Below are 20,141 nucleotides of genomic sequence, written 5' to 3' on the forward strand. Positions count from 1 at the left end.
ATCAAATCTGCTTATACGCTAACGCTATCCACAGGAATATGTGGATATACTACGCCTGCCATTTGCTCGGCAATGCGCAGTACCTGACAGCTATAGCCTACTTCGTTGTCATACCAGACATACAGGGTGACACGGTTGCCACTGGTAATGGTGGCTTGCGCATCATACACACCAGCAGTACGTGAACCAATAAAGTCAGATGATACGACTTCAGTTGAGTTGGTATAGCCAATTTGACCTTGCAGGTTGGAGTTCAGGGAAATCAAGCGGATATATTCATTGATTTCTTCAGTAGACACTTCCTGCCCCAGATTCAGGTTCAAAATTGCCAGTGACACGTTTGGCGTTGGTACGCGAACCGAGTTACCAGTCAGCTTGCCTTTTAGAACTGGCAGTGCCTTGGCAACGGCTTTGGCAGCACCAGTTTCAGTGATGACCATATTCAATGTTGCGGCACGGCCACGACGATCAGCCTTATGGTAGTTATCAATCAGGTTCTGGTCATTGGTGAATGAGTGAACAGTTTCTACATGGCCATTTTCAACGGTGTACTTGTCATTGATGACTTTAAGTACTGGTGTAATGGCATTGGTGGTACAGCTTGCAGCACTGATAATCTGGTCAGAATCAATGATGTCGCTATGGTTGACGCCATACACCACGTTCTTCATTTCACCTTTGCTTGGTGCAGTCAGGATTACGCGGGCAACGCCTGGGCATTTCAGGTGCTGGGCAAGGCCTTCAGCATCACGCCATTTGCCGGTGTTATCAATCAACAAGGCATTGTCAATACCATACTGGGTGTAATCCACTTCAGCCGGACTACTGGCATAAATTACCTTGATGTAGTTACCATTGGCAATAATGGCTTCATTTTCTTCATCAATGGAAATGGTGCCTTCAAATGAACCATGAATGGAATCACGACGCAGCAAGGAAGCGCGCTTAGCCAGATCATTTTCACTGGATTTGCGCACCACAATTGCTTTAAGGCTCAAGCCACGCCCAACACCAGTTTGCTCAATAATCAAACGGGCCAGAATACGACCAATACGGCCAAAACCATAAAGAACCACGTCTCTGGTTTTTGGTTCGCACTTGTTGCCTGCTACTGGTGCTAAAGCAGCTTGCAAAAACTCATTGATGTCGCCGCCTTTTTGCTTGTAATCAGCAGCCAGCTTACCCAAATCCACTTCACAGCTTGCAATGTTGTCAAACTTTACCAGTGCTTCGAGTAAAGGCATGGTGTCTACTACAGACAGCTCAACAGCAATCATGCGTGCACGGCGATGAGCTTTTAGAATCTGGATCACAGAGCGGTTGATCAGTGAGCGACCATATACCGTAATAATAATGTCTTTTTCACGGTAAAGCTGTCCGATCAAGGCAATCATGCGTTCAGCAATTTCTTCGCGATTTTTCCAGCGGCCAAAATGTTCGCTATGCAGGGCAACGATGGTCTCTTTGCTCACGGAGGCTTCCTCTTTGGGGTTGGCTGCCATCACAGTAACAGCAGCAGGCAAGTTTTAAAGGCGCATATTGTAATGGAAAATTGCCTGCCTGAAAATGTTGGCAACGGATAAAACAGCAAGAAGTTCTTCCAATATTGAAATTTTATAAAGGTTTAAACTGATAGAATTGGTTATCAGGATTTGGATCATCAATAAAGAAATGGCAAGCTTTAAAGTGGTAGGCTTGAAAATTTTTATGCTATAAAGTTAGAAAATAAATAATACATCTCTTGCATAAGTCTGGTTTCGACAAGATCAACCAACGCTGCCTGAGCCTGTCGAAGGCGAGTTGGTACAACTTGTGAAAGAAGTCTAATAAAGTGCATTCTAGTTAGGTATAGAATTAGGTAAAACAATAAATACCTGATGCTACTGCGTTTATCAGGTATTTATTGTTTATACAGCATTAGCAGCATGAACTACCAATCTAAAACCAGATCCAAGCAACTCAGCACCTTTAGACGGCTTAGGAAGCTGAACCGCTGTGCTCATCACTTTGTTTTAGTTCATCATGCGCGTATGTAGCGGTAAATCCTTCTACCAAATCAATTGCTGAAGCCAGTAACGTAATAAAAGTACGGGTAACCAGCTGTCCTGACTTTGGCTGGATAGTCACCTTAATCATAAGATTTCTCCAATTTATTTTCAGGTTTAATTCACAATAACGACTTGGCACTGCATCATTTCACCCCAACCACGGGCAGAACAATGTTTGTTATTACCTCTGTTACCACAACTTAAATATATAAATCGGCCTTGTAATAATCTACATGGCGCTACCGCATTTTTTGTGTAAAATAAACTCAAATGTATAAGTAAACCAGCAATTTATAAAAGCTAACGCAGGCTTTAGTCATCTTGTGTTAATAAATCAGAGGCTGGTTACATAGAAGATAACTGTAGAGTAGCTGTTTGAGAGAAGATTTTAGCCATCAGTCTATATTATTGTTTTTGACTAATGGCTTGTATAAGGACTAATTGCGCTTTAAATCTACCAGCATATTAAAGCAAATTAATTTTATTCTTTTACCTTTAAGCGCAGATAAGCTATTTCTTTTAAAAAATAGTAAGCGCTTATTTTATGAATTAATTAATGAGCGAGTGCGGTGTACGTATCAGCTTGCTAGTATCAAAACCCTGCTGTTTGGCGGTCTCTACATATTGCTGGTAGGTCTGCTCATCAAGATTTGGCGTGCGAGACAAAATCCACAAATACTTGCGGTTGGGTGCGCCAACCAAGGCAGTCTGGTAATTGTCATCCAGCTTTAAAATCCAGTAATCGCCTTTGGTAAAAGGAATCCAGCGCAAGCCCTGTGGCAAAAAGCTAACTTTAAGTTTGCTATTACTCTTGTCTATCGGCGTAGCCTCACCCTGTGATGCGATGTTTTCTCCATTAGCCTTACGACACTGGTTAAGCACCGACACCTTGCCATTGGTTTGCAAGCCATAGGTTGCGGTGACATCACTGGCACACTTGCGCTGAAAATACATGGGAAAGCGCGCAACTTCATACCATTTACCCAGATAGCGGTTTAGGTCCACCTGACTTACGGTTTGCGGTTTATTCGCTGGTGCTGCAATGGCAACCGAGCCTAAAACTGCAAATCCCAGCAAAGCCATGGCACCACGCTTGAGTATTTTATGTGATGGCACAACATGGGTAGTGGTCATATGAATTCTCCTCAATGTATACACTGGACAGGTTAAGAAATAGTAAATTTGAGCCAGAAATAGTAGAAAATTGATTGGCTTAACCTTACGCCAAGCTGCTGTAAAAATCCAATGAACTCATGCAGGCTTTTTGTAGTGGTTTGGAAGTTTTAAAATTTTGAATATGCCATGACTTAGCGAACATTTATAAAAAAAGCCGCCTGATTAACCAGCGGCTTTTTTATCATTTGTGCAGCTAAATACAGCCTATTAATACAACAACTGCGCTTTTAATCGGGTAATTTCATCACGGATACGCGCGGCTTGCTCAAACTGCAACTGCTTGGCCATATTGTTCATCTCGCTTTCCAGCTTCTTGATGTGTTTGGCAAACAGTTTAGGATCAGCCAGCAAATGCTGGTCATCTCCGGAGAGCGCAATATTCTTGTGCAGCTTGGCATCAATTTCATCTTCCTCATACACCTCACCGGTATCAATTTCCTTGATCACCTGACGGATCGCACTGCGCGGTGTGATCCCGTGTTTTTCATTAAATTCAATTTGTTTATTACGACGACGCTCGGTTTCCTCAATGGCACGCTGCATGGAATCCGTAATGCGGTCGGCATACAAAATTGCCTTACCATTCAAGTTACGTGCTGCACGACCAATGGTTTGAATAAGTGAACGATCCGAGCGCAAAAAGCCTTCCTTGTCAGCATCCAGAATAGCCACCAAGGATACTTCCGGCATATCCAGACCTTCACGCAAAAGGTTAATCCCAACCAGTACATCATAAACGCCGGTACGCAATTCATGGATAATCTTAACCCGCTCAACCGTATCAATATCCGAGTGCAAATAGGCTACCTTGATGCCGTATTCTTTTAGATAGCTGGTTAAATCCTCAGCCATCCGCTTGGTTAAAGTGGTGACTAACACCCGCTCGTTAATATTTTTGCGCAGATTAATTTCAGATAAGACATCATCCACCTGCGTAAGCACCGGACGAATTTCAATTTCTGGATCAACCAGACCGGTTGGACGCACGACCTGCTCTACAATTTGCTGGCTATGTTCCAACTCATAACGCGCAGGCGTTGCACTTACGAAAATGGTAGCAGGTGCAATCCGTTCCCATTCCTCAAATTTCATGGGGCGGTTATCCAGCGCACTGGGCAAACGAAAACCATAATTCACCAGATTTTCCTTGCGCGAGCGGTCACCCTTATACATTGCACCAATTTGCGGCACCGAAACATGCGATTCATCAATAATCAGCAGTGCGTCTTCCGGTACATAATCAAAAAGAGTTGGCGGCGCTTCCCCAGCAGGTCGGCCCGACAAATGCCGTGAGTAATTTTCAATGCCGTTGCTGTAGCCCAACTGCTGAATCATCTCAATATCATATTTGGTGCGCTGCTCAATGCGCTGGGCTTCCAGCAATTTATCCTGCGACTTGAAAAATTCCAGTTGTTCGGCCAGTTCCTGCTTAATTGTTCCAACAGCACGCTCCAGATTTTCTTTGGGCGTGACATAATGGCTTTTTGGATAAATGGTGATGCGTGGCACTTTGCGCACCATTTTGCCAGTTAATGGGTCAAACCAGCGAATGGAATCAATTTCATCATCAAAGATTTCAATGCGCACTGCCATTTGCTCGGATTCAGCCGGGAAAATATCCAGAATCTCACCGCGCAAACGATACGTACCCCGGGTAAATTCCAGCTCATTACGCGTGTACTGCATTTCTACCAAACGGCGAATTAAGGCATCACGATCAATGCGGTCACCCTGCACAATATGCAGCAGCATTTTCAGGTAAGCTTCAGGATCACCCAGACCGTAAATGGCTGAAACAGACGCTACAATAATGGCATCACGGCGCTCTAATAATGACCGCGTAGCAGACAAACGCATCTGGTCAATATGGTCGTTAATTGCCGAATCTTTTTCAATAAAGGTATCGCTTGAAGGTACATAGGCTTCGGGTTGATAATAATCGTAATAGCTAACGAAATACTCAACCGCATTATTGGGAAAAAATGCCTTGAATTCACCATACAACTGGGCAGCCAGTGTTTTGTTATGCGCCATAATAATGGTTGGACGCTGAGTTTGTGCAATGACATTAGCCATCGTGTAGGTTTTACCAGAACCTGTTACCCCAAGCAGCAACTGCCCTTTTAAACCGTCATTGACGCCACGTACCAGTTTTTCAATGGCTTGCGGCTGATCACCAGCAGGCTGAAAGTCTGTTTTTAAATCAAATGTTTTATCCAATACTTGTGTGCCAGAAAGATTGACACCGCGTTGCAATGCCTGCTCCTGAATCTGGGTTGCCACATGGTTCAGCTCATCCAAAGAGCGCATCTTGGTTGGTTCCCGCATTGTATTTTAACTCTTTATATTCAGCCAGATCACACTAATAAATAAGGCTTTAGACTGAAAAATCAAGGCTATAAATACTGTTAAATGTAATGGAGTATCAATGTTAGGATTAATATTAGCTTGGAGTAATATTAATCCTAACAAATTAATAAGTTTTTAATATTTTAATTACAACCTTATAATTAACAGTAAATCCATAAATCGGGATTAATTTTTTGTTCGGCTTTCCAATTAGCAAGGCGAAAATTATTATTTGACTTAGGTTCAGAAATCACGTATTTAAAATTTTTACCATCAATTACTTTTATTTCAAAAAACCTTAAATGCCAATCCTTTAGAGGATACTGATCAACACTCATCTCAGTACATTTAGTTTTTTCAAATTTTGGTAATGCTTGAAATGAACAAATTAAAGTGGATGAATTAAGCTCTTTACAATCCTGCCAGTCACCGAATAATCCATCCGAATAAATAATATGCTCATTTCTCCAATTGATTTGCTGATCTTTAGTAAGTTGTGGATTAGTAAAATACAGTGATTTACGACTTCGATTAATATCTGGACGGTCATAATAAAAAATATCCATGCAAATACTATCATCTAGATAGCAAGCCGAAACTTCATTACGATTAGGATATAAATAGCCCCAAATTGCCCACCCCAAAAAAAGCAATATCAGCAAACATAATATAGCTACAGTTTGAAAAAATACTTTCATCTGAAGAAATTAGCGCTTGCCCATCGACCTTCTCGTTCCAGCAGGTGGCATAAAAGTACGGTCAGCATAACGCTTGGGCTTGGGGCGTACCTGCTCTAGTGTTTCATCTTGTTCCTCATCGCGCTGTGGCATGGGAAACGGCAACTGGGCAACCTGTCGTTTGGCGGGCTTGCTCATCTTAAAAAACCTATCATTAATCACCGGGCCTAGTTTAAACCTTTTGCTGGCTAAACTGTAAGATTATTGCCTCTCACATCAGAAATTTATACACATCGAATTAGTTTAAAAATCGTTCATTCAAGATCACAGAATGAAATTGACGAACTATGCAACAAATTGCATAATCAACTGAACCAGCAATAACGACTATCCATTTTGGACGCAGCACGCGTTAGAGTGCAGCACGAGGATTTCCTGATGCCAGCAATAACCAGCTTGTTAGATTCATTTCCATCATTCTTAAAAAATAAATCCGCACCGTTACTTGAGATTTTTTATAAGCCAACAACAGACAATAAACAGCTCATTCAGGAAATTCGGCAGTTACAACGTCCCTATCAGCCCACCTTCTGGCTGGCCAACACGCATGTCCAGCTCATATATCTTGAACTTAAGAAAAAGCTGGAAAAGCCTTTAATTTATGATCATGTTGAAACCCTCACCATGGCCGATGGTGGTAAAACGGCCCTAGCGTGGTATGGCTATAACTTGCCAGCCTCTACCCCAACGATTGTTATTTTGCATACGTTAACAGGCAGCCCGCGCAGCATGCAGGATATGGTAAGGGATTTACATGAATATACCGGTTGGCGTGTAGTGGTTGCGGTGCGTCGTGGACATGGTGGGCTTGAATTTGACCCACCACGTTTCAATATCTTTGGTTCTACGCAAGACCTTCGGGAACAACTCGCACACATAGAACAACGTTTTCCACAATCACCCTTATATGCGGTGGGTTCTTCAGCAGGTTCAGGCCTGCTTATTCGTTATTTAGGGGAAGAACAGCAAAACGCCCGGTTTAAGGCATCTTTTGCATTCTGCCCCGGCTACAACACGGATGAAGGCTTTAAATATTGTCATCCGTTTTATAGCAAATATATGGCTAAAAAATTAATCAGAACTTTTATTGAGCCTCATCAAAGCAAGTTGCAGCAATTAGCGACATTTAACCATCTTAAAGCTGCCAAAGACCTGCTGGCTTTTCATGAAAAAGTGTATGAATTTTCCGGTTATCCATGTTATCAGCACTACTCGGATGCCACCAATCCCATGAAGGTTTTTCAGCAGGTTGCTATTCCGGTCATGTTGCTAAATGCCGAGGACGATCCGGTGTGCAATATTCAAAATCTTGACCCCTATCTGGCTGATATTCAGCAAATGCCTAATCTTATTGTGGTTAAAACCAAAAAAGGCAGCCATTGTGCCTATCAGCAAGGCTGGCAAGCCAAATCATGGGCACACAAACTAATGGCCGAATATTTTCAGGTGATACACAAAAGGGATGCCTAAATTGGTTAAAGCGTTTTCTATTGCCTTTAATAAAGAACAGGAATTGAAAATTAGTTTTAATATCCGGCCAAACGCCTTGCAAAATCAGCTAGAATAACCCGATTTTTTGTGTTCAATTCCCTAAAAGAAGGAATCCCTGCCGTGGACGTACGTCTGTCTGACCGTGTTAACTCTATCAAGCCCTCACCAACTCTAGCTGTTACCAATAAAGCAGCTGAACTGAAAGCCGCCGGCCATAACATTATTGGCCTGGGTGCTGGTGAGCCAGACTTTGATACCCCACAGCATATTAAGGATGCTGCCATTGCGGCCATCAATAACGGGTTTACCAAATATACGGCTGTAGACGGTACACCCGGCCTGAAAAAAGCCATTATTGCCAAGTTCAAGCGCGACAATAACCTTGACTATGCGGCTAACCAGATTCTGGTTTCCTGCGGTGGCAAGCAAAGCTTTTTTAATCTAGCCTTGGCCTTTATTAATCCGGGTGATGAAGTCATCATTCCTGCGCCATACTGGGTAAGCTATCCAGACATGGTACTGATTGCTGAAGGCGTTCCGGTGATTGTGAAATGCGGCGAAGAACAACGCTTCAAGATTACTGCGGAACAACTGGAAGCAGCAATTACACCAAAAACCCGTCTGCTGGTATTGAACAGCCCGTCTAACCCGACTGGCATGATTTATACCAAGGAAGAACTCAAAGCACTGGCAGAAGTGCTGCGTCGCCATCCACAAGTGTATGTTGCCTCTGACGATATGTATGAGCCAATTCGCTGGTCTGGTCCATTCTATAACATTGTGAATGTTGCACCTGATTTGTATGACCGCACACTGGTACTCAATGGCGTCTCCAAAGCCTATGCCATGACTGGCTGGCGTATTGGTTATGCGGCTGGTCCGGCTAGCATCATTAAAGCCATGACCAAAGTACAATCGCAATCAACTTCTAACCCGACTTCCATTAGTCAGGTTGCTGCTGAAGCTGCACTAAATGGCCCTCAAGATGTGCTGCAACCTATGATTGAAGCGTTCAAGCGTCGTCATGATCTGGTGGTTAATGGCTTAAATGCGATTAACGGAATTAGCTGTCTGGATGCAGATGGTGCTTTTTATGCCTATGCTTCAATCCGTCCTGTCATTCGCGCGCTGGGTTTAAAATCCTGCACTGAATTTTCTGAATGGCTGCTGAATAAAACTGGTGTTGCAGTTGTACCTGGTGATGCATTCGGCTTGGGTGGCTACATGCGTATTTCCTACGCCACTGCTGACAGTGTGCTGGAAGATGCCTTAAAGCGTATTAAAGACGCGGTAGACAGTATTGATCCAGCCGCATTGAATGCTGCGATTGAATCTGTTGCAGCAGATCAGGCAGCTGGCAAGTAATTTAACTGTATATTTGAAAAAGCCCTGTCATTATTGATGGGGCTTTTTTATGGCTATCCCACTGCTATTAAAACATTGTTGTGTAGTTCATAATCTTACATTAAAGGTAAATAGAGCCTCTTGTGGTCTTAATAATTCACTTGCGCTCATGATTTAAGCAATCAATTGTTTATTTCATTAAAAGGGCTTGACCCCTAAAGCGTTGCTGCCTAAAATGCGCATCACCAACTGTTCTCCAATAGCTCAGTCGGTAGAGCAACGGACTGTTAATCCGTGTGTCCCTGGTTCGAGCCCAGGTTGGAGAGCCAAGATTCTGCGGTAATAAAAAATCCCTGCCATGTGAGCAGGGATTTTTTTATATTTTTAATTTATTTGTCCTATACTATTTAAAGCGCTTTATATTCATTATTTTTAAAAAGGACTTAAAATTATGAAAGTTACTCATTCCAATCCAGTAGCAAATGGGCATAGTGTAGAAATTGGTCAAGCCAGTTGGGATGAAAATGCTTTTTCAATAAGGAATCGCTATAAAACTGCTAATGGTGGTTTTAGTCCAAGAAGCTCTAGTGAATTTCCTATTAGTGATTTAGTACCGTTAGCTAAATTCGCCGCTCAACACGATAAACTTAGCATCTCTGAATGTATGCAAATTATTACTGCTCTTTCTGAATCTGTTCTGCGACAGAATAAATGAATTTATTCTAAAATTTTAATAAAATCCTCTTTGTCTACAAAACCAGCAAAGAAACCTGATTTTATTAATATTTTCGCAAAACCCCTTGACCCTATGGGGATTGATGCATAAAATGCCGCCGTACTGATCGATCTCCAATAGCTCAGTCGGTAGAGCAACGGACTGTTAATCCGTGTGTCCCTGGTTCGAGCCCAGGTTGGAGAGCCAGAATTCTGCGGTAATAAAAAAATCCCTGCCATGTGAGCAGGGATTTTTTTATTGGTGTTTTTTTTATTCTCGCTTTAGCGCCACTTTAAATTTTATAGGAAAGCAAAAAATGAGCATGTGGCTGATTATTGGTGTTGTGATCATTGCATTATTGGGCATTATTGCAGGGAAAAACAAAAAGCCCCGCCAGCAGCACACACCCATTCATGCCAAAGCAATATTAACACGCCGTGAACAGCAGTTTTTTGCCGTACTGCAACAAGCCATGCCCCGCGCTTATATTTTCCCGCAAGTCAGCTTTTCCGCCATCTTGACCACTAAGGGTTTTTATACGCGCAGTCAGTTTAACCGCAAGATTGCCGACTTTGTGTTATGTGACCAGGATCTTGAGATTGTAGCGATTATTGAACTGGATGACAGGAGTCATCAAGGCCGCGAGCAACAGGATGCTGCGCGTGATGCCATGCTCCATGAAGCTGGCTACGCTGTGTTGCGTTATACCCAGATTCCTTCAGCGGGCCAACTGCAAAAAGACTTGTACAAATACTTTAAGTAGTGATTTATGCTTTGCTATTGATTGCCTGTGATGATGGCTTATGCTTGCAAATTTTGTATCAGGGTTATTTTTCAATAAAAGTCTCTTAACCCTTAATGCAGCGTAGACTAATTTAAATTGATTTCTGGCTCTATCTGCTGTGCGTGCCCTGATCAAAAATTTTGTGCTGGTTCCCGCTGGCATCACGTACGTTTTGCGCACAAATGCTTGCAGTGACCTTCACCGGCTTGGCCCTGGCATCGTAGCAGGTACAGCCTGCAGGGGTTTTCATGCATCCGGCCACATACTGCGCTTGTGTACGGGAATTTAACCGATGCAGTTGAGTTTTGATCTGTTCGTTTTGAAGCTGAACATTATCAGCAGTATCAGTGCTTGCAGGGATTGACCCTGAAGAAATCTGTCCAGGCTCGGTCTTAAAAAAAGACTGTTTTTTAATGAAATTAAAAGCGACAACCGCAATGATCAGAAAAATTCCAAGTTGAACAAGTTTTTTTAATGCCATAACAATCGATTTAAAAAGTAAATGTAAATTATATCCAGCAGTTTTATATTATAAATTTAATATCAGCGTGCCAGCCTACTCATCAGTTTAATAAAATTATTCATTAAAAAACAAGCAATATTGATCAGTACAGTGGCATTATGAGTGCATAGCTAAACAGCCTTGGCGCCAACAAGAAAACAACGCCAAATTATCCCAAAAAACCTGAAAATATAGATTAGAGATGTAAAAAAACCCCCATCATGATGGAGGTTTCAAATTTTGATACTGTAAACCTGGTGTTTATCAGCTAAAAATTTAAATCAAGTCTCTTACAATACTACAATTTTGCTGGCTTGCGGGCCTTTAGGGCCATCACTTACGCTGAACTGAACGCGCTGGCCTTCGCTTAGGCTTTTAAAACTGTTGCTTTGAATTTCGCTATAGTGGGCGAACACATCCGGACCAGAATCTTGCTGAATAAAGCCAAAACCTTTCGTGTCATTAAACCATTTAACAACGCCAGTAGTCGTATTTGACATAATATAATCCTCTTTGAAAAATGAATATGGCCTTTGACCATATTGATCACTCAAAAAATAATTTATGAAACTAAATCTTATGAAAACGAAGGATTATAAATAAAACTGCGAGATAACGGACTTAACGAGACAATATTATTTTATAGAGTGCTTAATTACAAATGGCAACCTTAAGGAGACCATTCATCGTTGGGTGAGTCCTTTATACGTTTATTGGTTCAAATGGTCAATCTTTTATTTAAAAATATGAACGCATAAATAAACAAGATGATTTGTTAAGGATAGAACACGTTTTCCTTATCTTTAACAGACAGACTCTTGTTTCAATACTATCAATTATCAGCAAGTCATTGTAATTATTATAATAAAATGGCGCGCTTAGCGGGATTCGAACCCACGACCCCTGCCTTCGGAGGGCAGTACTCTATCCAGCTGAGCTATAAGCGCATAAGGCGAGACATCATAGGCAAAAATACGCTGCGGGTAAAGCCTTGGTTTTTTAACTGCTAGTTTTCTGTGCAATTTTCATAGTTAAATGGCTAAACCATAATGCCTGCTGAGTAAGTTGCAACGCAGCGTTCATAAAATACAACCGGATAAGACTTGGCTTTTGTGACAATATTCCCGACAATAGATACCCTGTGCTTAGTCAGTCACTTGAGAGAATTTCATGACCGATGCTTTAGTGTTAAAGCAACTCACTAAAACCTATAAAAACGGGTTCCAGGCATTAAAAGGCATTGATCTCACCGTCAGTGAAGGTAATTTTTACGCACTGCTTGGGCCAAATGGTGCGGGCAAATCCACCACCATCAGTATCATTAGCTCCCTTACCCGGAAATCCTCGGGTCATGTTGAAATATTTGGCCATGATTTAGATAGCCACCCATCACAGGCCAAGCAATGTCTGGGTGTGGTGCCGCAGGAATTTAACTTCGGCCAGTTTGAGAAAGTCTTTGACATTCTGGTTACGCAAGCCGGTTATTACGGTATCCCTAAAAAAGAAGCACAAATTCGTGCAGAAAAATATTTAAACAAGCTGGGTCTGTGGGAAAAGCGCAATGTACAGTCGCGCTTGCTCTCTGGGGGCATGAAGCGTCGCCTGATGATTGCGCGAGCCATGATTCATGAGCCACGCCTGCTGATTCTGGATGAACCAACTGCGGGTGTAGATATCGAACTGCGCCGTTCCATGTGGGAATTTTTAACCGAAATTAATAATCAGGGCACTTCCATTATTCTAACCACGCATTATCTGGAAGAAGCGGAAATGCTGTGTCGCCGTATTGCCATTATTGATAAAGGCGTAATCAAGGAAGACACTGACATTAAAACGCTGCTGAGCCAGTTATCGGTAGAAACGTTTGTACTGGATTTAAAACAACCTGTCACCAGTTGGCCTGCGCTAAATGTACAAGGCGTACATTTCCGGCAGGTTGATCCCTTAACAGTTGAAGTCAGCATTGATAAAGGTCTGGCGCTGAATGATGTGTTTGCCCTGCTGGCAAGCCATGACATTGTGGTGACGAGTATGCGTAACAAGTCCAATCGGCTTGAAGAATTATTTATTCATATGGTTGAAAAAAACCTAGATAGTAAAAATTTGGCCTCTCAAAAGCCTGCTGGAGCACAAGCATGAACGTCCAGCAATTACAAATCGCCTTAAATACATTAGTTACCAAAGAAATTCGCCGCTTTATGCGCATCTGGCCACAAACCCTGCTGCCGCCTGCCATTACCATGAGCCTGTATTTTGTGATTTTTGGCAATCTGGTGGGATCACGCATCGGTCAAATGAATGGCTACAGTTACATGCAATTTATTGTGCCCGGTTTAATCATGATGGCGGTAATTACCAACAGTTATTCCAATGTGGTGTCGAGTTTCTTTAGTGTGAAATTCCAGCGCAGTATTGAAGAACTGATTGCCAGCCCGGTGCCGCATCATATTATTCTGATTGGTTATGTGATTGGCGGCGTTACCCGTGGTTTACTGGTGGGTTTTATTGTTACCCTGCTCTCGCTATTTTTTACCGAGCTGTCCATTCATCATGCGTTTGTGATGATCTTTACGGTACTGGTCACCGCCGTGCTGTTTTCTCTGGGTGGCTTTATTAATGCAGTATATGCCCGCTCATTTGATGATATCTCTATTGTGCCGACTTTTGTGCTCACGCCTTTAACCTATCTGGGTGGTGTTTTTTACTCCATGGATCAGCTTGGGCCATTCTGGCAAAAGCTCTCTCTGCTAAACCCTATCGTTTATATGGTCAATGCTTTCCGTTATGGCATTTTAGGTGCCAGTGATGTCAACGTCTGGGCATCATTAGCTGCCATTAGCATTTTTTGTATTGCACTGTATGCATTTGCCTATCGCCTGCTGGCCCGTGGTACAGGTATGCGTGAATAAGTAGTAATGCAGAAATAATCACGATTTAAATATTGATTACACAGTATTGGTTAAAACATGAGTGTTGAACAATCGCTGCTGGGTCAAACCACCAGCTACCCCACAGAATATGCGCCTGACATTCTGTTTCCTATTGCACGTGCGCCATCAAGACAGGCCTATGCCCAGATTAACGGCATTGCTCAGGGCATGGACTGGTGGCATGCCTTTGAGCTGTCCTGGCTGGATCTGGAAAATAAGCCGCAGGTTGCTATTGGCCGGCTGCATATTCCGGCGAGTTCAGAATTTTTAATTGAATCCAAGTCACTCAAGCTATATTTCAATAGCCTGAACTTTAAAAATTTTGCATCCACTCAGGCCTTTGTTGACTGTGTAGAACAGGATCTTAGCCGTGCAGCCAATGCCTCAGTAAGGCTTGAACTGTATGATGCTGATGCACTTCAGGTGAGTCAGCCTAGCGGATTTTGTCTTGACCAGCTGACTCCAAACGGAGTTAGCCCGCATCCCCACTGTAGCCTGCTCAAGCTGGAACAGGCAGCAGATCAGCAAGTAATTGAAACTAGTCTATATTCACATTTATTAAGAAGTAACTGTCCAGTCACTGGACAACCCGACTGGGGCACACTTTTTATCAGATATGAGGGAACTAAGCCTTGTTATTCAAGCCTGCTCGCTTATATTATCTCATACCGCCAGCACAGCGGATTTCATGAGCAATGTGTTGAGCAGATTTTTGCGGACATCTGGCAACAATTGCAACCTGAACGTTTAATGGTGTATGCCGCCTATACACGACGTGGTGGTCTGGATATCAATCCATGCCGCGTGTCTGACCCAGCCTGGCTACCCTCACCCATTCGTTTAGCCCGACAATAATTTTTATTTCTGTATTGATATTTTTAGGAGATTTTTATGACAAGTTATTTTGGCATTATCCCATCTGATGAGCTTAAAAGTGATATTAATCTGGCCAAGTCTAATCGGGGCAGCAGCGAGCCACAATATCCTTTACGCGATAAAATCTCTTTAAAACTAAATGATGAATTGATTGATAATCTACTGGTTAAGCTGGTTCAGCAATTTCCAGCCAGCGAAAAACGCGATACAGCCGAGAAACTAGCTGGTTATGTTCGCAGTACGGTCAGTGTTTTACTCAAGCAATTATTGGGTAAAGCGCCTAATGAGCAGGTATTAAAATCACTGGAATTTCTGGAAAGCAGCAGTTTTGTGGACAATACAGGCAGCAGTCGTATTGGCACAGCCCTGCCTGATGATCTGGTAAATCAGCTGAAAGCCTCTTTTGCAGCGGTACATGCAGGTGAAGGCAAACAGCAGCGCGCTGCTCTGACAACGCAGTTCAAACTGTTTGCTGACCAGATCATCAAGCATTTTATGACTGACTATAACAAGACCCTGGATCTAGGTTTAATCAAGCGCAAGGCGGCTGAGCTAGCGACCAGTGCAGTGGTCAAAGCCGTGCATATCGCAATTGATAAGCTGATCCCGTCATTAAGTCAGGCCGAACTTGAAGCTGTGGCAACTCACTTTGACAATCTGCTGGTGCAAAAGTAATTTGCTGTAAAAAAAATTTTGCAATATTTAAGCCTGGCAATTGCCGGGCTTTTTTATGCCTGACCTTATATCTACCTTAAATCTCATGCATAAATCAATAAGTCAGTTTTTTCAGGCCATGCCAGTTCTATGTTAAGATTTGGCTTCAAATTCCCCTCCTGGCTTTTTTACTTCTTCGTGGTTTTACTTGTTCGTGGTATTACTTCTTCATGGCTGAAAATCCGCAGTACCGCTTTTTACGTTATGCCCCGCGTGATGGCAGCAATATGCAGCTTAATCCCACTCGCTGGGAACGTATCCATGTTGATCCATGGCTCACTGGCCTGTTTCTGTTGATCGCCAGCATGGGACTGATAGTGCTTTACAGTGCCTCTGCACAGGATACCGGACTGGTGATTCGCCAGTTAGTCAGTTTCATTATCGGTTTTGTGGTAATGCTGGTGATGGCACAGGTACCACCCAAGATTTATCAGGCGTTTTCACCCTGGTTTTATTCCAGCGGGCTGGTGCTACTTGTGGGCGTGATGGTTTTTGGGGAAGTTCGCATGGGTGCACAGCGCTGGCTGGATATTCCGGGCTTTGGCAGTGTACAGCCATCCGAGTTTATGAAGCTGGCTATGCCAATGATGACAGCCTGGTTCTTATCAGCCAGACCCTTGCCACCTACGTTTAAGGCGGTTGTCGTGACCTTAATGCTTATTGGCATCCCAGTACTATTAATTGCCGAGCAGCCCGATTTGGGCACTTCTCTGCTGGTAATGGCAAGCGGCATGTTTGTGCTGTTTTTAAGCGGCCTGCGCTGGTGGATGATTGGCGCTTGTATCGGGGCAATTGCAGCCATTATTCCACTGGCATGGTTTTTTCTGTTGCATGACTATCAAAAGCAGCGTGTGCTTACCCTGTTTGATCCTGAAGCAGATGCCTTGGGTACAGGCTGGAATATTATCCAGTCCAAAACTGCCATTGGTTCGGGCGGTATTTTTGGCAAGGGGTATTTAAATGGCACCCAGTCGCATTTGCATTTTTTACCCGAAGGCCATACCGATTTTATTATTGCCGCGTTTTCTGAAGAATTTGGCTTACTGGGGGTTGCTGTATTAATGACCCTGTATTGCTGCATTATTTTTAGGGCTTTTCAGATTGCCTTTCGCAGTAATCACAATTATGGCCGCTTGCTGGCTGGGGCAATTGGCCTTTCCTTTTTTGTGTATGTATTTGTCAACGCTGGCATGGTCAGTGGCATTTTGCCAGTGGTTGGCGTACCTTTACCCTTTATGAGCTATGGGGGAACTGCCATTATTACCCTGATGGCCGGTTTTGGCCTGCTGGTTTCTATTCAAACCCATCGCTAGTTTTATAATTTTGCGCTTTCTGGAAATAATGATGTTATTTAAAAATCCGTTGTTCGAAAATTTTTCCATTTCACTCCCATTGAAGGATTACCGGCACAGCTTGCTGGCGTTGATGGCTGGTTTTGCTAGCACAGTAGCAGGAGCAAACGATTTTCTACTTGACCCGGCCTATGCCAACTTTCGCCAGAAAATGATTAATGAATATCAGTTTACAGGGGCAGAAGTTGACACTGCCATGAATTCGGCACAGCGTATTGACCGCATTCTTTCTATTATGACCAAGCCTGGTGAAAGCAAGGAATGGTACGAATATCGCTCGCAATTTCTGGTGGAGTCCACCATTGGCCGTGGCGTGCGTTTTAAACAACAATACGGCGATGCGCTATGGCGTGCCGAACAGCAATATGGCGTGCCGCAATCCATCATTCTGGGCATTCTGGGCGTAGAAACCGGCTATGGTCAAAACAAAGGCAGCTTTCGTACCCTCGATGCACTCTCTACGCTGGCTTTTGGCTACCCTCGCCGCGCAGATTATTTTACTGATGAACTGGCAGCGCTATTAGTATTGGCACGTGAACAGCATCAACCTGTAGAAAGCTATGTAGGCTCCTATGCAGGTGCACTGGGCTATCCACAGTTTATGCCCAGCAACATCCGCAAACTTGGTGTTGATTTCAATCAGGATGGCCGGGTCGACATTATTAATGATCCAGTTGATGCCATTGGTTCGATTGCACACTATATGGCGACCTATGGCTGGCAGCGTAATCAGCCCATTGGCTTCCGGGCCACTTACCGCGGGTTCAATGATTCACAAGTGGTAGCACCCGATGGCCAGCTTGATAAAACCCGTCCTGCCGGGGAATTTGCAACTTTGGGACTGGCACCGCTTAATCCTGCCGTTAAGCTTGATCCTTTGGATATGGTCAATGGCATTCGGCTCATGGAAGATTTCGGGCCAACCTACTGGATTGTCTATCCCAACTACATCACGATTACTCGTTATAATTTCAGTCGTAACTATGCCACAGCAGTTTGGCAGCTTGGCGAAGAAATAATCAACCGCTGAGTTAAATTACATTAGTTACCTAAAGAAACTTCATACAGCAGGTAAAAAAAGCCCTTTAGAGAGTTTTTGAAATATTTACTTACATTAATGGTTATTTTTTGACCTAAAACTTGCTAAAAACAATTGTTTTTGTAACTGAACGCTATTTTTTATTGGACAAGTATTTAAATTAGTCACTATGATCACCACCAATGACATTCATTTACGATTAAACGTGGCAAAGAAACCTTTTTATGCTTGTTCAAATAAACATCATATAAGGTTCCCACCGGAGCGTTAACATATGCAAAAATCAGTATTTTCTGTACTGACCTTGTCACTTGGTTTGGCTTTCACCACTGCTTCTCATGCAGATCTGGTTCAGGCTCAACCACTCAGCAGTAATATTGAGTCTGCAAGCCTGGCCAATCGTGTATTGGATCAGAATGGAAAAAGCATTAGCTCAGCGCTATTCAAAATGAATACGCCTACGCCTGTAACTGTTGCTGCACCCGCTAAGGCTGCTGTTGTGACTGCGTTAAGCATTACCGAAACTGCTGGTAGCCGTGTTAAAACTGAAAACATACCTGCCCGCGTTGAAAGCACTGAAGAGCCAGGCATTATTGATCGCCTGAGTGCCGTTGCCTCTGAAGCAGTTCGCAAGTTTACCCAGACTGGCATGGCATCCTGGTATGGCCGTCAGTTTCATGGACGCAAAACTGCCAGTGGTGATACTTTTGACATGTATGCGATGACTGCCGCACACCGCAGCCTGCCACTAAACTGCTATATCCGTGTGACCAACAAAGCTAATGGTAAAAGTGTTGTGGTGAAAGTGAATGACCGTGGCCCATTCCATGGTAACCGTGTACTTGATTTATCCTATGCAGCAGCCAACAAACTGGGCATCGCAGGTAGTGGTACAGGTAACGTAACTATTGAACGTATTGATGCGCCAAACTAATGCATCAATACGGCAAAAATTTTAGCCACCTTCGGGTGGCTTTAATATTTCTGACTATAAATTTTAGTTAGGCTGACTGAAAGATTTAGGCTTGCTTTGCAACTGGACTTATGGCATTGTCAGAATGTCATGAAAATTAAGGGACTATGCTCATGCGCAATCTTCAGCAATGGCTTGATGAATATAGTGAAAGCCACCGCAACTTAACCAATAAGCGTATCCACTGGTAATGTGTGCCTGCCATCCTGTTTTCTATTGTAGGATTTAGCTGGCATCTAAGTACGGTCATGACCATTGTCCTGACTGCCTTAACTTTATTATTCTATGCCCGTTTATCCCTGCCCTTGCTCATGGCCATGAGTGTGCTCATGTTACTGATGGTGCTGCTCATCAACTGGTTCCCGGTAGGTTCAGGATTTTTTGTGGGCTTGTTTGTAGTGGCATGGATTGGCCAGTTTTACGGCCATAAAGTGGAAGGAAAAAAACCATCTTTCTTTAAAGACCTGCAATTTTTGTTAATCGGCCCAGCCTGGTGCATGGATGCAGCAATTAGCAAGTTTTTTCCCAACTGGCGCAAGCACTTTATTGAGCAAACCGCCTGAACCGTTACAACGCCTTGCGATGCTTAAGCAGACAAAAGTTTATTAAGGTTTATTCTTGAAGTTAGCAATTTATCTGGCTGCATGCGGGCTAATTGTAGCCTGCTCCAGCAATGACACCACTCCCTCTTCTAAACCCAGCACTGTTTATGAACAATATAATGATAAAATCATTCAGGGTATCAGCTATGAGGAAGAAAAAAGCTATTTCACCGATGCCAAGCAGGCTGAAATAGAACAAAAAATCCCTCAATATATGCAGCAAATGAAAAAAAACCGTGAACAGGTTATTCAAATGTACCAGAGCATTTCACAATCGGTTGCCCGATGCAAAAAAATCCGGTTGCTCGAGGAACGCATTGATGGGAATACAGCCTATCTTAGTTATGAACAAACCGACATCTGCAATCCAGGCTCAAGTCATTTGCAAAAGCAGTCGGTGGTCATGCATAACGAACAGGGCTGGAAAATTCATCAGGTAGAAATAGCCCTATAAGTCTGACAATGGCTGATAGCAATAATGTTTATTCTATTTATAGCAGCAAAAAACC

At 43.1% G+C, this 20,141-nt stretch carries 20 protein-coding genes, 3 tRNA genes and 1 pseudogene; 15 read left to right on the forward strand and 9 right to left on the reverse strand.

Annotated features, from left to right (window positions below; all coding sequences use genetic code 11):
• Positions 1-11 precede the first annotated feature (11 nt).
• The 6 genes from E2B99_RS05125 to E2B99_RS14590 all read right to left on the reverse strand — a co-directional run bounded on the left by E2B99_RS05125 (position 12) and on the right by E2B99_RS14590 (position 6,448).
• Positions 12-1,472 carry a glyceraldehyde-3-phosphate dehydrogenase gene (locus E2B99_RS05125; protein WP_134243891.1) on the reverse strand — a complete coding sequence of 487 codons (1,461 nt, stop codon included), beginning with the start codon at positions 1,470-1,472 and terminating at the stop codon, positions 12-14.
• Positions 1,473-1,977: 505 nt separating this feature from the next.
• Positions 1,978-2,136 carry a hypothetical protein gene (locus tag E2B99_RS14585; RefSeq protein ID WP_166738991.1) on the reverse strand — a complete coding sequence of 53 codons (159 nt, stop codon included), beginning with the start codon at positions 2,134-2,136 and terminating at the stop codon, positions 1,978-1,980.
• Between the two features lie 461 nt (positions 2,137-2,597).
• On the reverse strand, positions 2,598-3,131 hold the full coding sequence (locus E2B99_RS05130; protein ID WP_240687743.1) for a lipocalin family protein: 534 nt from the start codon (positions 3,129-3,131) through the stop codon (positions 2,598-2,600).
• A 300-nt stretch (positions 3,132-3,431) separates the two neighbouring features.
• Positions 3,432-5,552, reverse strand: a complete 2,121-nt coding sequence (gene uvrB / locus E2B99_RS05135) for an excinuclease ABC subunit UvrB (RefSeq protein ID WP_276320931.1) — start codon at positions 5,550-5,552, stop codon at positions 3,432-3,434.
• 182 nt (positions 5,553-5,734) lie between these two features.
• Positions 5,735-6,139 (reverse strand): hypothetical protein, encoded by a 405-nt coding sequence (locus tag E2B99_RS05140; RefSeq protein WP_134243894.1) that lies wholly within the window; start codon positions 6,137-6,139, stop codon positions 5,735-5,737.
• Between the two features lie 141 nt (positions 6,140-6,280).
• The gene (locus E2B99_RS14590) at positions 6,281-6,448 is read right to left on the reverse strand and encodes a hypothetical protein (protein ID WP_166738993.1); all 168 of its coding nucleotides are present in this window, start codon (positions 6,446-6,448) and stop codon (positions 6,281-6,283) included.
• Between the two features lie 240 nt (positions 6,449-6,688).
• Between E2B99_RS14590 and E2B99_RS05145 the strand changes: the two genes are divergently transcribed.
• The 6 genes from E2B99_RS05145 to E2B99_RS05170 all read left to right on the forward strand — a co-directional run bounded on the left by E2B99_RS05145 (position 6,689) and on the right by E2B99_RS05170 (position 10,623).
• The gene (locus tag E2B99_RS05145; protein WP_134243895.1) at positions 6,689-7,780 is read left to right on the forward strand and encodes a YheT family hydrolase; all 1,092 of its coding nucleotides are present in this window, start codon (positions 6,689-6,691) and stop codon (positions 7,778-7,780) included.
• 141 nt (positions 7,781-7,921) lie between these two features.
• A complete protein-coding gene (locus E2B99_RS05150; protein WP_134243896.1) occupies positions 7,922-9,166 on the forward strand; it encodes a pyridoxal phosphate-dependent aminotransferase in 1,245 nt (414 codons plus the stop codon).
• A gap of 232 nt (positions 9,167-9,398) precedes the next feature.
• Positions 9,399-9,474 (forward strand) — tRNA-Asn (locus tag E2B99_RS05155).
• 122 nt (positions 9,475-9,596) lie between these two features.
• On the forward strand, positions 9,597-9,860 hold the full coding sequence (locus E2B99_RS05160) for a hypothetical protein (protein ID WP_134243897.1): 264 nt from the start codon (positions 9,597-9,599) through the stop codon (positions 9,858-9,860).
• Between the two features lie 131 nt (positions 9,861-9,991).
• Positions 9,992-10,067, forward strand: a tRNA-Asn gene (locus tag E2B99_RS05165).
• A 109-nt stretch (positions 10,068-10,176) separates the two neighbouring features.
• Complete coding sequence (locus E2B99_RS05170) at positions 10,177-10,623, forward strand: DUF2726 domain-containing protein (RefSeq protein WP_134243898.1); 447 nt, start codon at positions 10,177-10,179, stop codon at positions 10,621-10,623.
• Between the two features lie 130 nt (positions 10,624-10,753).
• Here E2B99_RS05170 and E2B99_RS05175 read toward each other — a convergent pair whose 3' ends face one another.
• The 3 genes from E2B99_RS05175 to E2B99_RS05185 all read right to left on the reverse strand — a co-directional run bounded on the left by E2B99_RS05175 (position 10,754) and on the right by E2B99_RS05185 (position 12,093).
• Positions 10,754-11,125 carry a hypothetical protein gene (locus tag E2B99_RS05175; RefSeq protein ID WP_134243899.1) on the reverse strand — a complete coding sequence of 124 codons (372 nt, stop codon included), beginning with the start codon at positions 11,123-11,125 and terminating at the stop codon, positions 10,754-10,756.
• Positions 11,126-11,436: 311 nt separating this feature from the next.
• Positions 11,437-11,646 (reverse strand): cold-shock protein, encoded by a 210-nt coding sequence (locus E2B99_RS05180; protein ID WP_134243900.1) that lies wholly within the window; start codon positions 11,644-11,646, stop codon positions 11,437-11,439.
• A 370-nt stretch (positions 11,647-12,016) separates the two neighbouring features.
• Positions 12,017-12,093 (reverse strand) — tRNA-Arg (locus E2B99_RS05185).
• A gap of 223 nt (positions 12,094-12,316) precedes the next feature.
• Between E2B99_RS05185 and E2B99_RS05190 the strand changes: the two genes are divergently transcribed.
• The 9 genes and pseudogenes from E2B99_RS05190 to E2B99_RS05230 all read left to right on the forward strand — a co-directional run bounded on the left by E2B99_RS05190 (position 12,317) and on the right by E2B99_RS05230 (position 20,086).
• On the forward strand, positions 12,317-13,285 hold the full coding sequence (locus tag E2B99_RS05190) for an ABC transporter ATP-binding protein (protein ID WP_134243901.1): 969 nt from the start codon (positions 12,317-12,319) through the stop codon (positions 13,283-13,285).
• A complete protein-coding gene (locus tag E2B99_RS05195) occupies positions 13,282-14,055 on the forward strand; it encodes an ABC transporter permease (RefSeq protein ID WP_134243902.1) in 774 nt (257 codons plus the stop codon). Before E2B99_RS05190 ends, E2B99_RS05195 begins: the two co-directional genes overlap by 4 nt.
• A gap of 57 nt (positions 14,056-14,112) precedes the next feature.
• The gene (queF, locus tag E2B99_RS05200) at positions 14,113-14,931 is read left to right on the forward strand and encodes an NADPH-dependent 7-cyano-7-deazaguanine reductase QueF (RefSeq protein WP_134243903.1); all 819 of its coding nucleotides are present in this window, start codon (positions 14,113-14,115) and stop codon (positions 14,929-14,931) included.
• Between the two features lie 36 nt (positions 14,932-14,967).
• Positions 14,968-15,627: a hypothetical protein gene (locus tag E2B99_RS05205; protein ID WP_134243904.1), complete on the forward strand. Its 660-nt coding sequence runs from the start codon at positions 14,968-14,970 to the stop codon at positions 15,625-15,627.
• Positions 15,628-15,836: 209 nt separating this feature from the next.
• A complete protein-coding gene (rodA, locus tag E2B99_RS05210; protein WP_134243905.1) occupies positions 15,837-16,979 on the forward strand; it encodes a rod shape-determining protein RodA in 1,143 nt (380 codons plus the stop codon).
• 112 nt (positions 16,980-17,091) lie between these two features.
• Positions 17,092-18,048: a lytic murein transglycosylase B gene (gene mltB, locus E2B99_RS05215; RefSeq protein ID WP_240687745.1), complete on the forward strand. Its 957-nt coding sequence runs from the start codon at positions 17,092-17,094 to the stop codon at positions 18,046-18,048.
• A 283-nt stretch (positions 18,049-18,331) separates the two neighbouring features.
• The gene (locus E2B99_RS05220) at positions 18,332-18,991 is read left to right on the forward strand and encodes a septal ring lytic transglycosylase RlpA family protein (protein ID WP_134243906.1); all 660 of its coding nucleotides are present in this window, start codon (positions 18,332-18,334) and stop codon (positions 18,989-18,991) included.
• Positions 18,992-19,143: 152 nt separating this feature from the next.
• A pseudogene (locus tag E2B99_RS05225) lies at positions 19,144-19,593 on the forward strand (DUF962 domain-containing protein).
• A gap of 55 nt (positions 19,594-19,648) precedes the next feature.
• On the forward strand, positions 19,649-20,086 hold the full coding sequence (locus E2B99_RS05230; RefSeq protein ID WP_134243907.1) for a hypothetical protein: 438 nt from the start codon (positions 19,649-19,651) through the stop codon (positions 20,084-20,086).
• Positions 20,087-20,141: the final 55 nt, after the last annotated feature.

Source organism: Alkanindiges illinoisensis, assembly GCF_004377485.1.
Taxonomy (GTDB): Bacteria; Pseudomonadota; Gammaproteobacteria; order Pseudomonadales; family Moraxellaceae; genus Alkanindiges; species Alkanindiges illinoisensis_A.

Bases quoted from the DNA above. Each gene is read 5' to 3' on its own strand.
- mltB (WP_240687745.1), top strand. From the start codon at position 17,092: ATGGCTGGTTTTGCTAGCACAGTAGCAGGAGCAAACGATTTTCTACTT.
- E2B99_RS05130 (WP_240687743.1), bottom strand. From the start codon at position 3,131: ATGGCTTTGCTGGGATTTGCAGTTTTAGGCTCGGTTGCCATTGCAGCA.
- E2B99_RS05140 (WP_134243894.1), bottom strand. From the start codon at position 6,139: ATGGATATTTTTTATTATGACCGTCCAGATATTAATCGAAGTCGTAAA.
- rodA (WP_134243905.1), top strand. From the start codon at position 15,837: ATGGCTGAAAATCCGCAGTACCGCTTTTTACGTTATGCCCCGCGTGAT.
- E2B99_RS14585 (WP_166738991.1), bottom strand. From the start codon at position 2,136: ATGATTAAGGTGACTATCCAGCCAAAGTCAGGACAGCTGGTTACCCGT.
- E2B99_RS05190 (WP_134243901.1), top strand. From the start codon at position 12,317: ATGACCGATGCTTTAGTGTTAAAGCAACTCACTAAAACCTATAAAAAC.
- uvrB (WP_276320931.1), bottom strand. From the start codon at position 5,552: ATGCGGGAACCAACCAAGATGCGCTCTTTGGATGAGCTGAACCATGTG.
- E2B99_RS05145 (WP_134243895.1), top strand. From the start codon at position 6,689: ATGCCAGCAATAACCAGCTTGTTAGATTCATTTCCATCATTCTTAAAA.
- E2B99_RS05220 (WP_134243906.1), top strand. From the start codon at position 18,332: ATGCAAAAATCAGTATTTTCTGTACTGACCTTGTCACTTGGTTTGGCT.
- E2B99_RS05170 (WP_134243898.1), top strand. From the start codon at position 10,177: ATGAGCATGTGGCTGATTATTGGTGTTGTGATCATTGCATTATTGGGC.
- queF (WP_134243903.1), top strand. From the start codon at position 14,113: ATGAGTGTTGAACAATCGCTGCTGGGTCAAACCACCAGCTACCCCACA.
- E2B99_RS05175 (WP_134243899.1), bottom strand. From the start codon at position 11,125: ATGGCATTAAAAAAACTTGTTCAACTTGGAATTTTTCTGATCATTGCG.
- E2B99_RS05160 (WP_134243897.1), top strand. From the start codon at position 9,597: ATGAAAGTTACTCATTCCAATCCAGTAGCAAATGGGCATAGTGTAGAA.
- E2B99_RS05195 (WP_134243902.1), top strand. From the start codon at position 13,282: ATGAACGTCCAGCAATTACAAATCGCCTTAAATACATTAGTTACCAAA.
- E2B99_RS05205 (WP_134243904.1), top strand. From the start codon at position 14,968: ATGACAAGTTATTTTGGCATTATCCCATCTGATGAGCTTAAAAGTGAT.
- E2B99_RS14590 (WP_166738993.1), bottom strand. From the start codon at position 6,448: ATGAGCAAGCCCGCCAAACGACAGGTTGCCCAGTTGCCGTTTCCCATG.
- E2B99_RS05180 (WP_134243900.1), bottom strand. From the start codon at position 11,646: ATGTCAAATACGACTACTGGCGTTGTTAAATGGTTTAATGACACGAAA.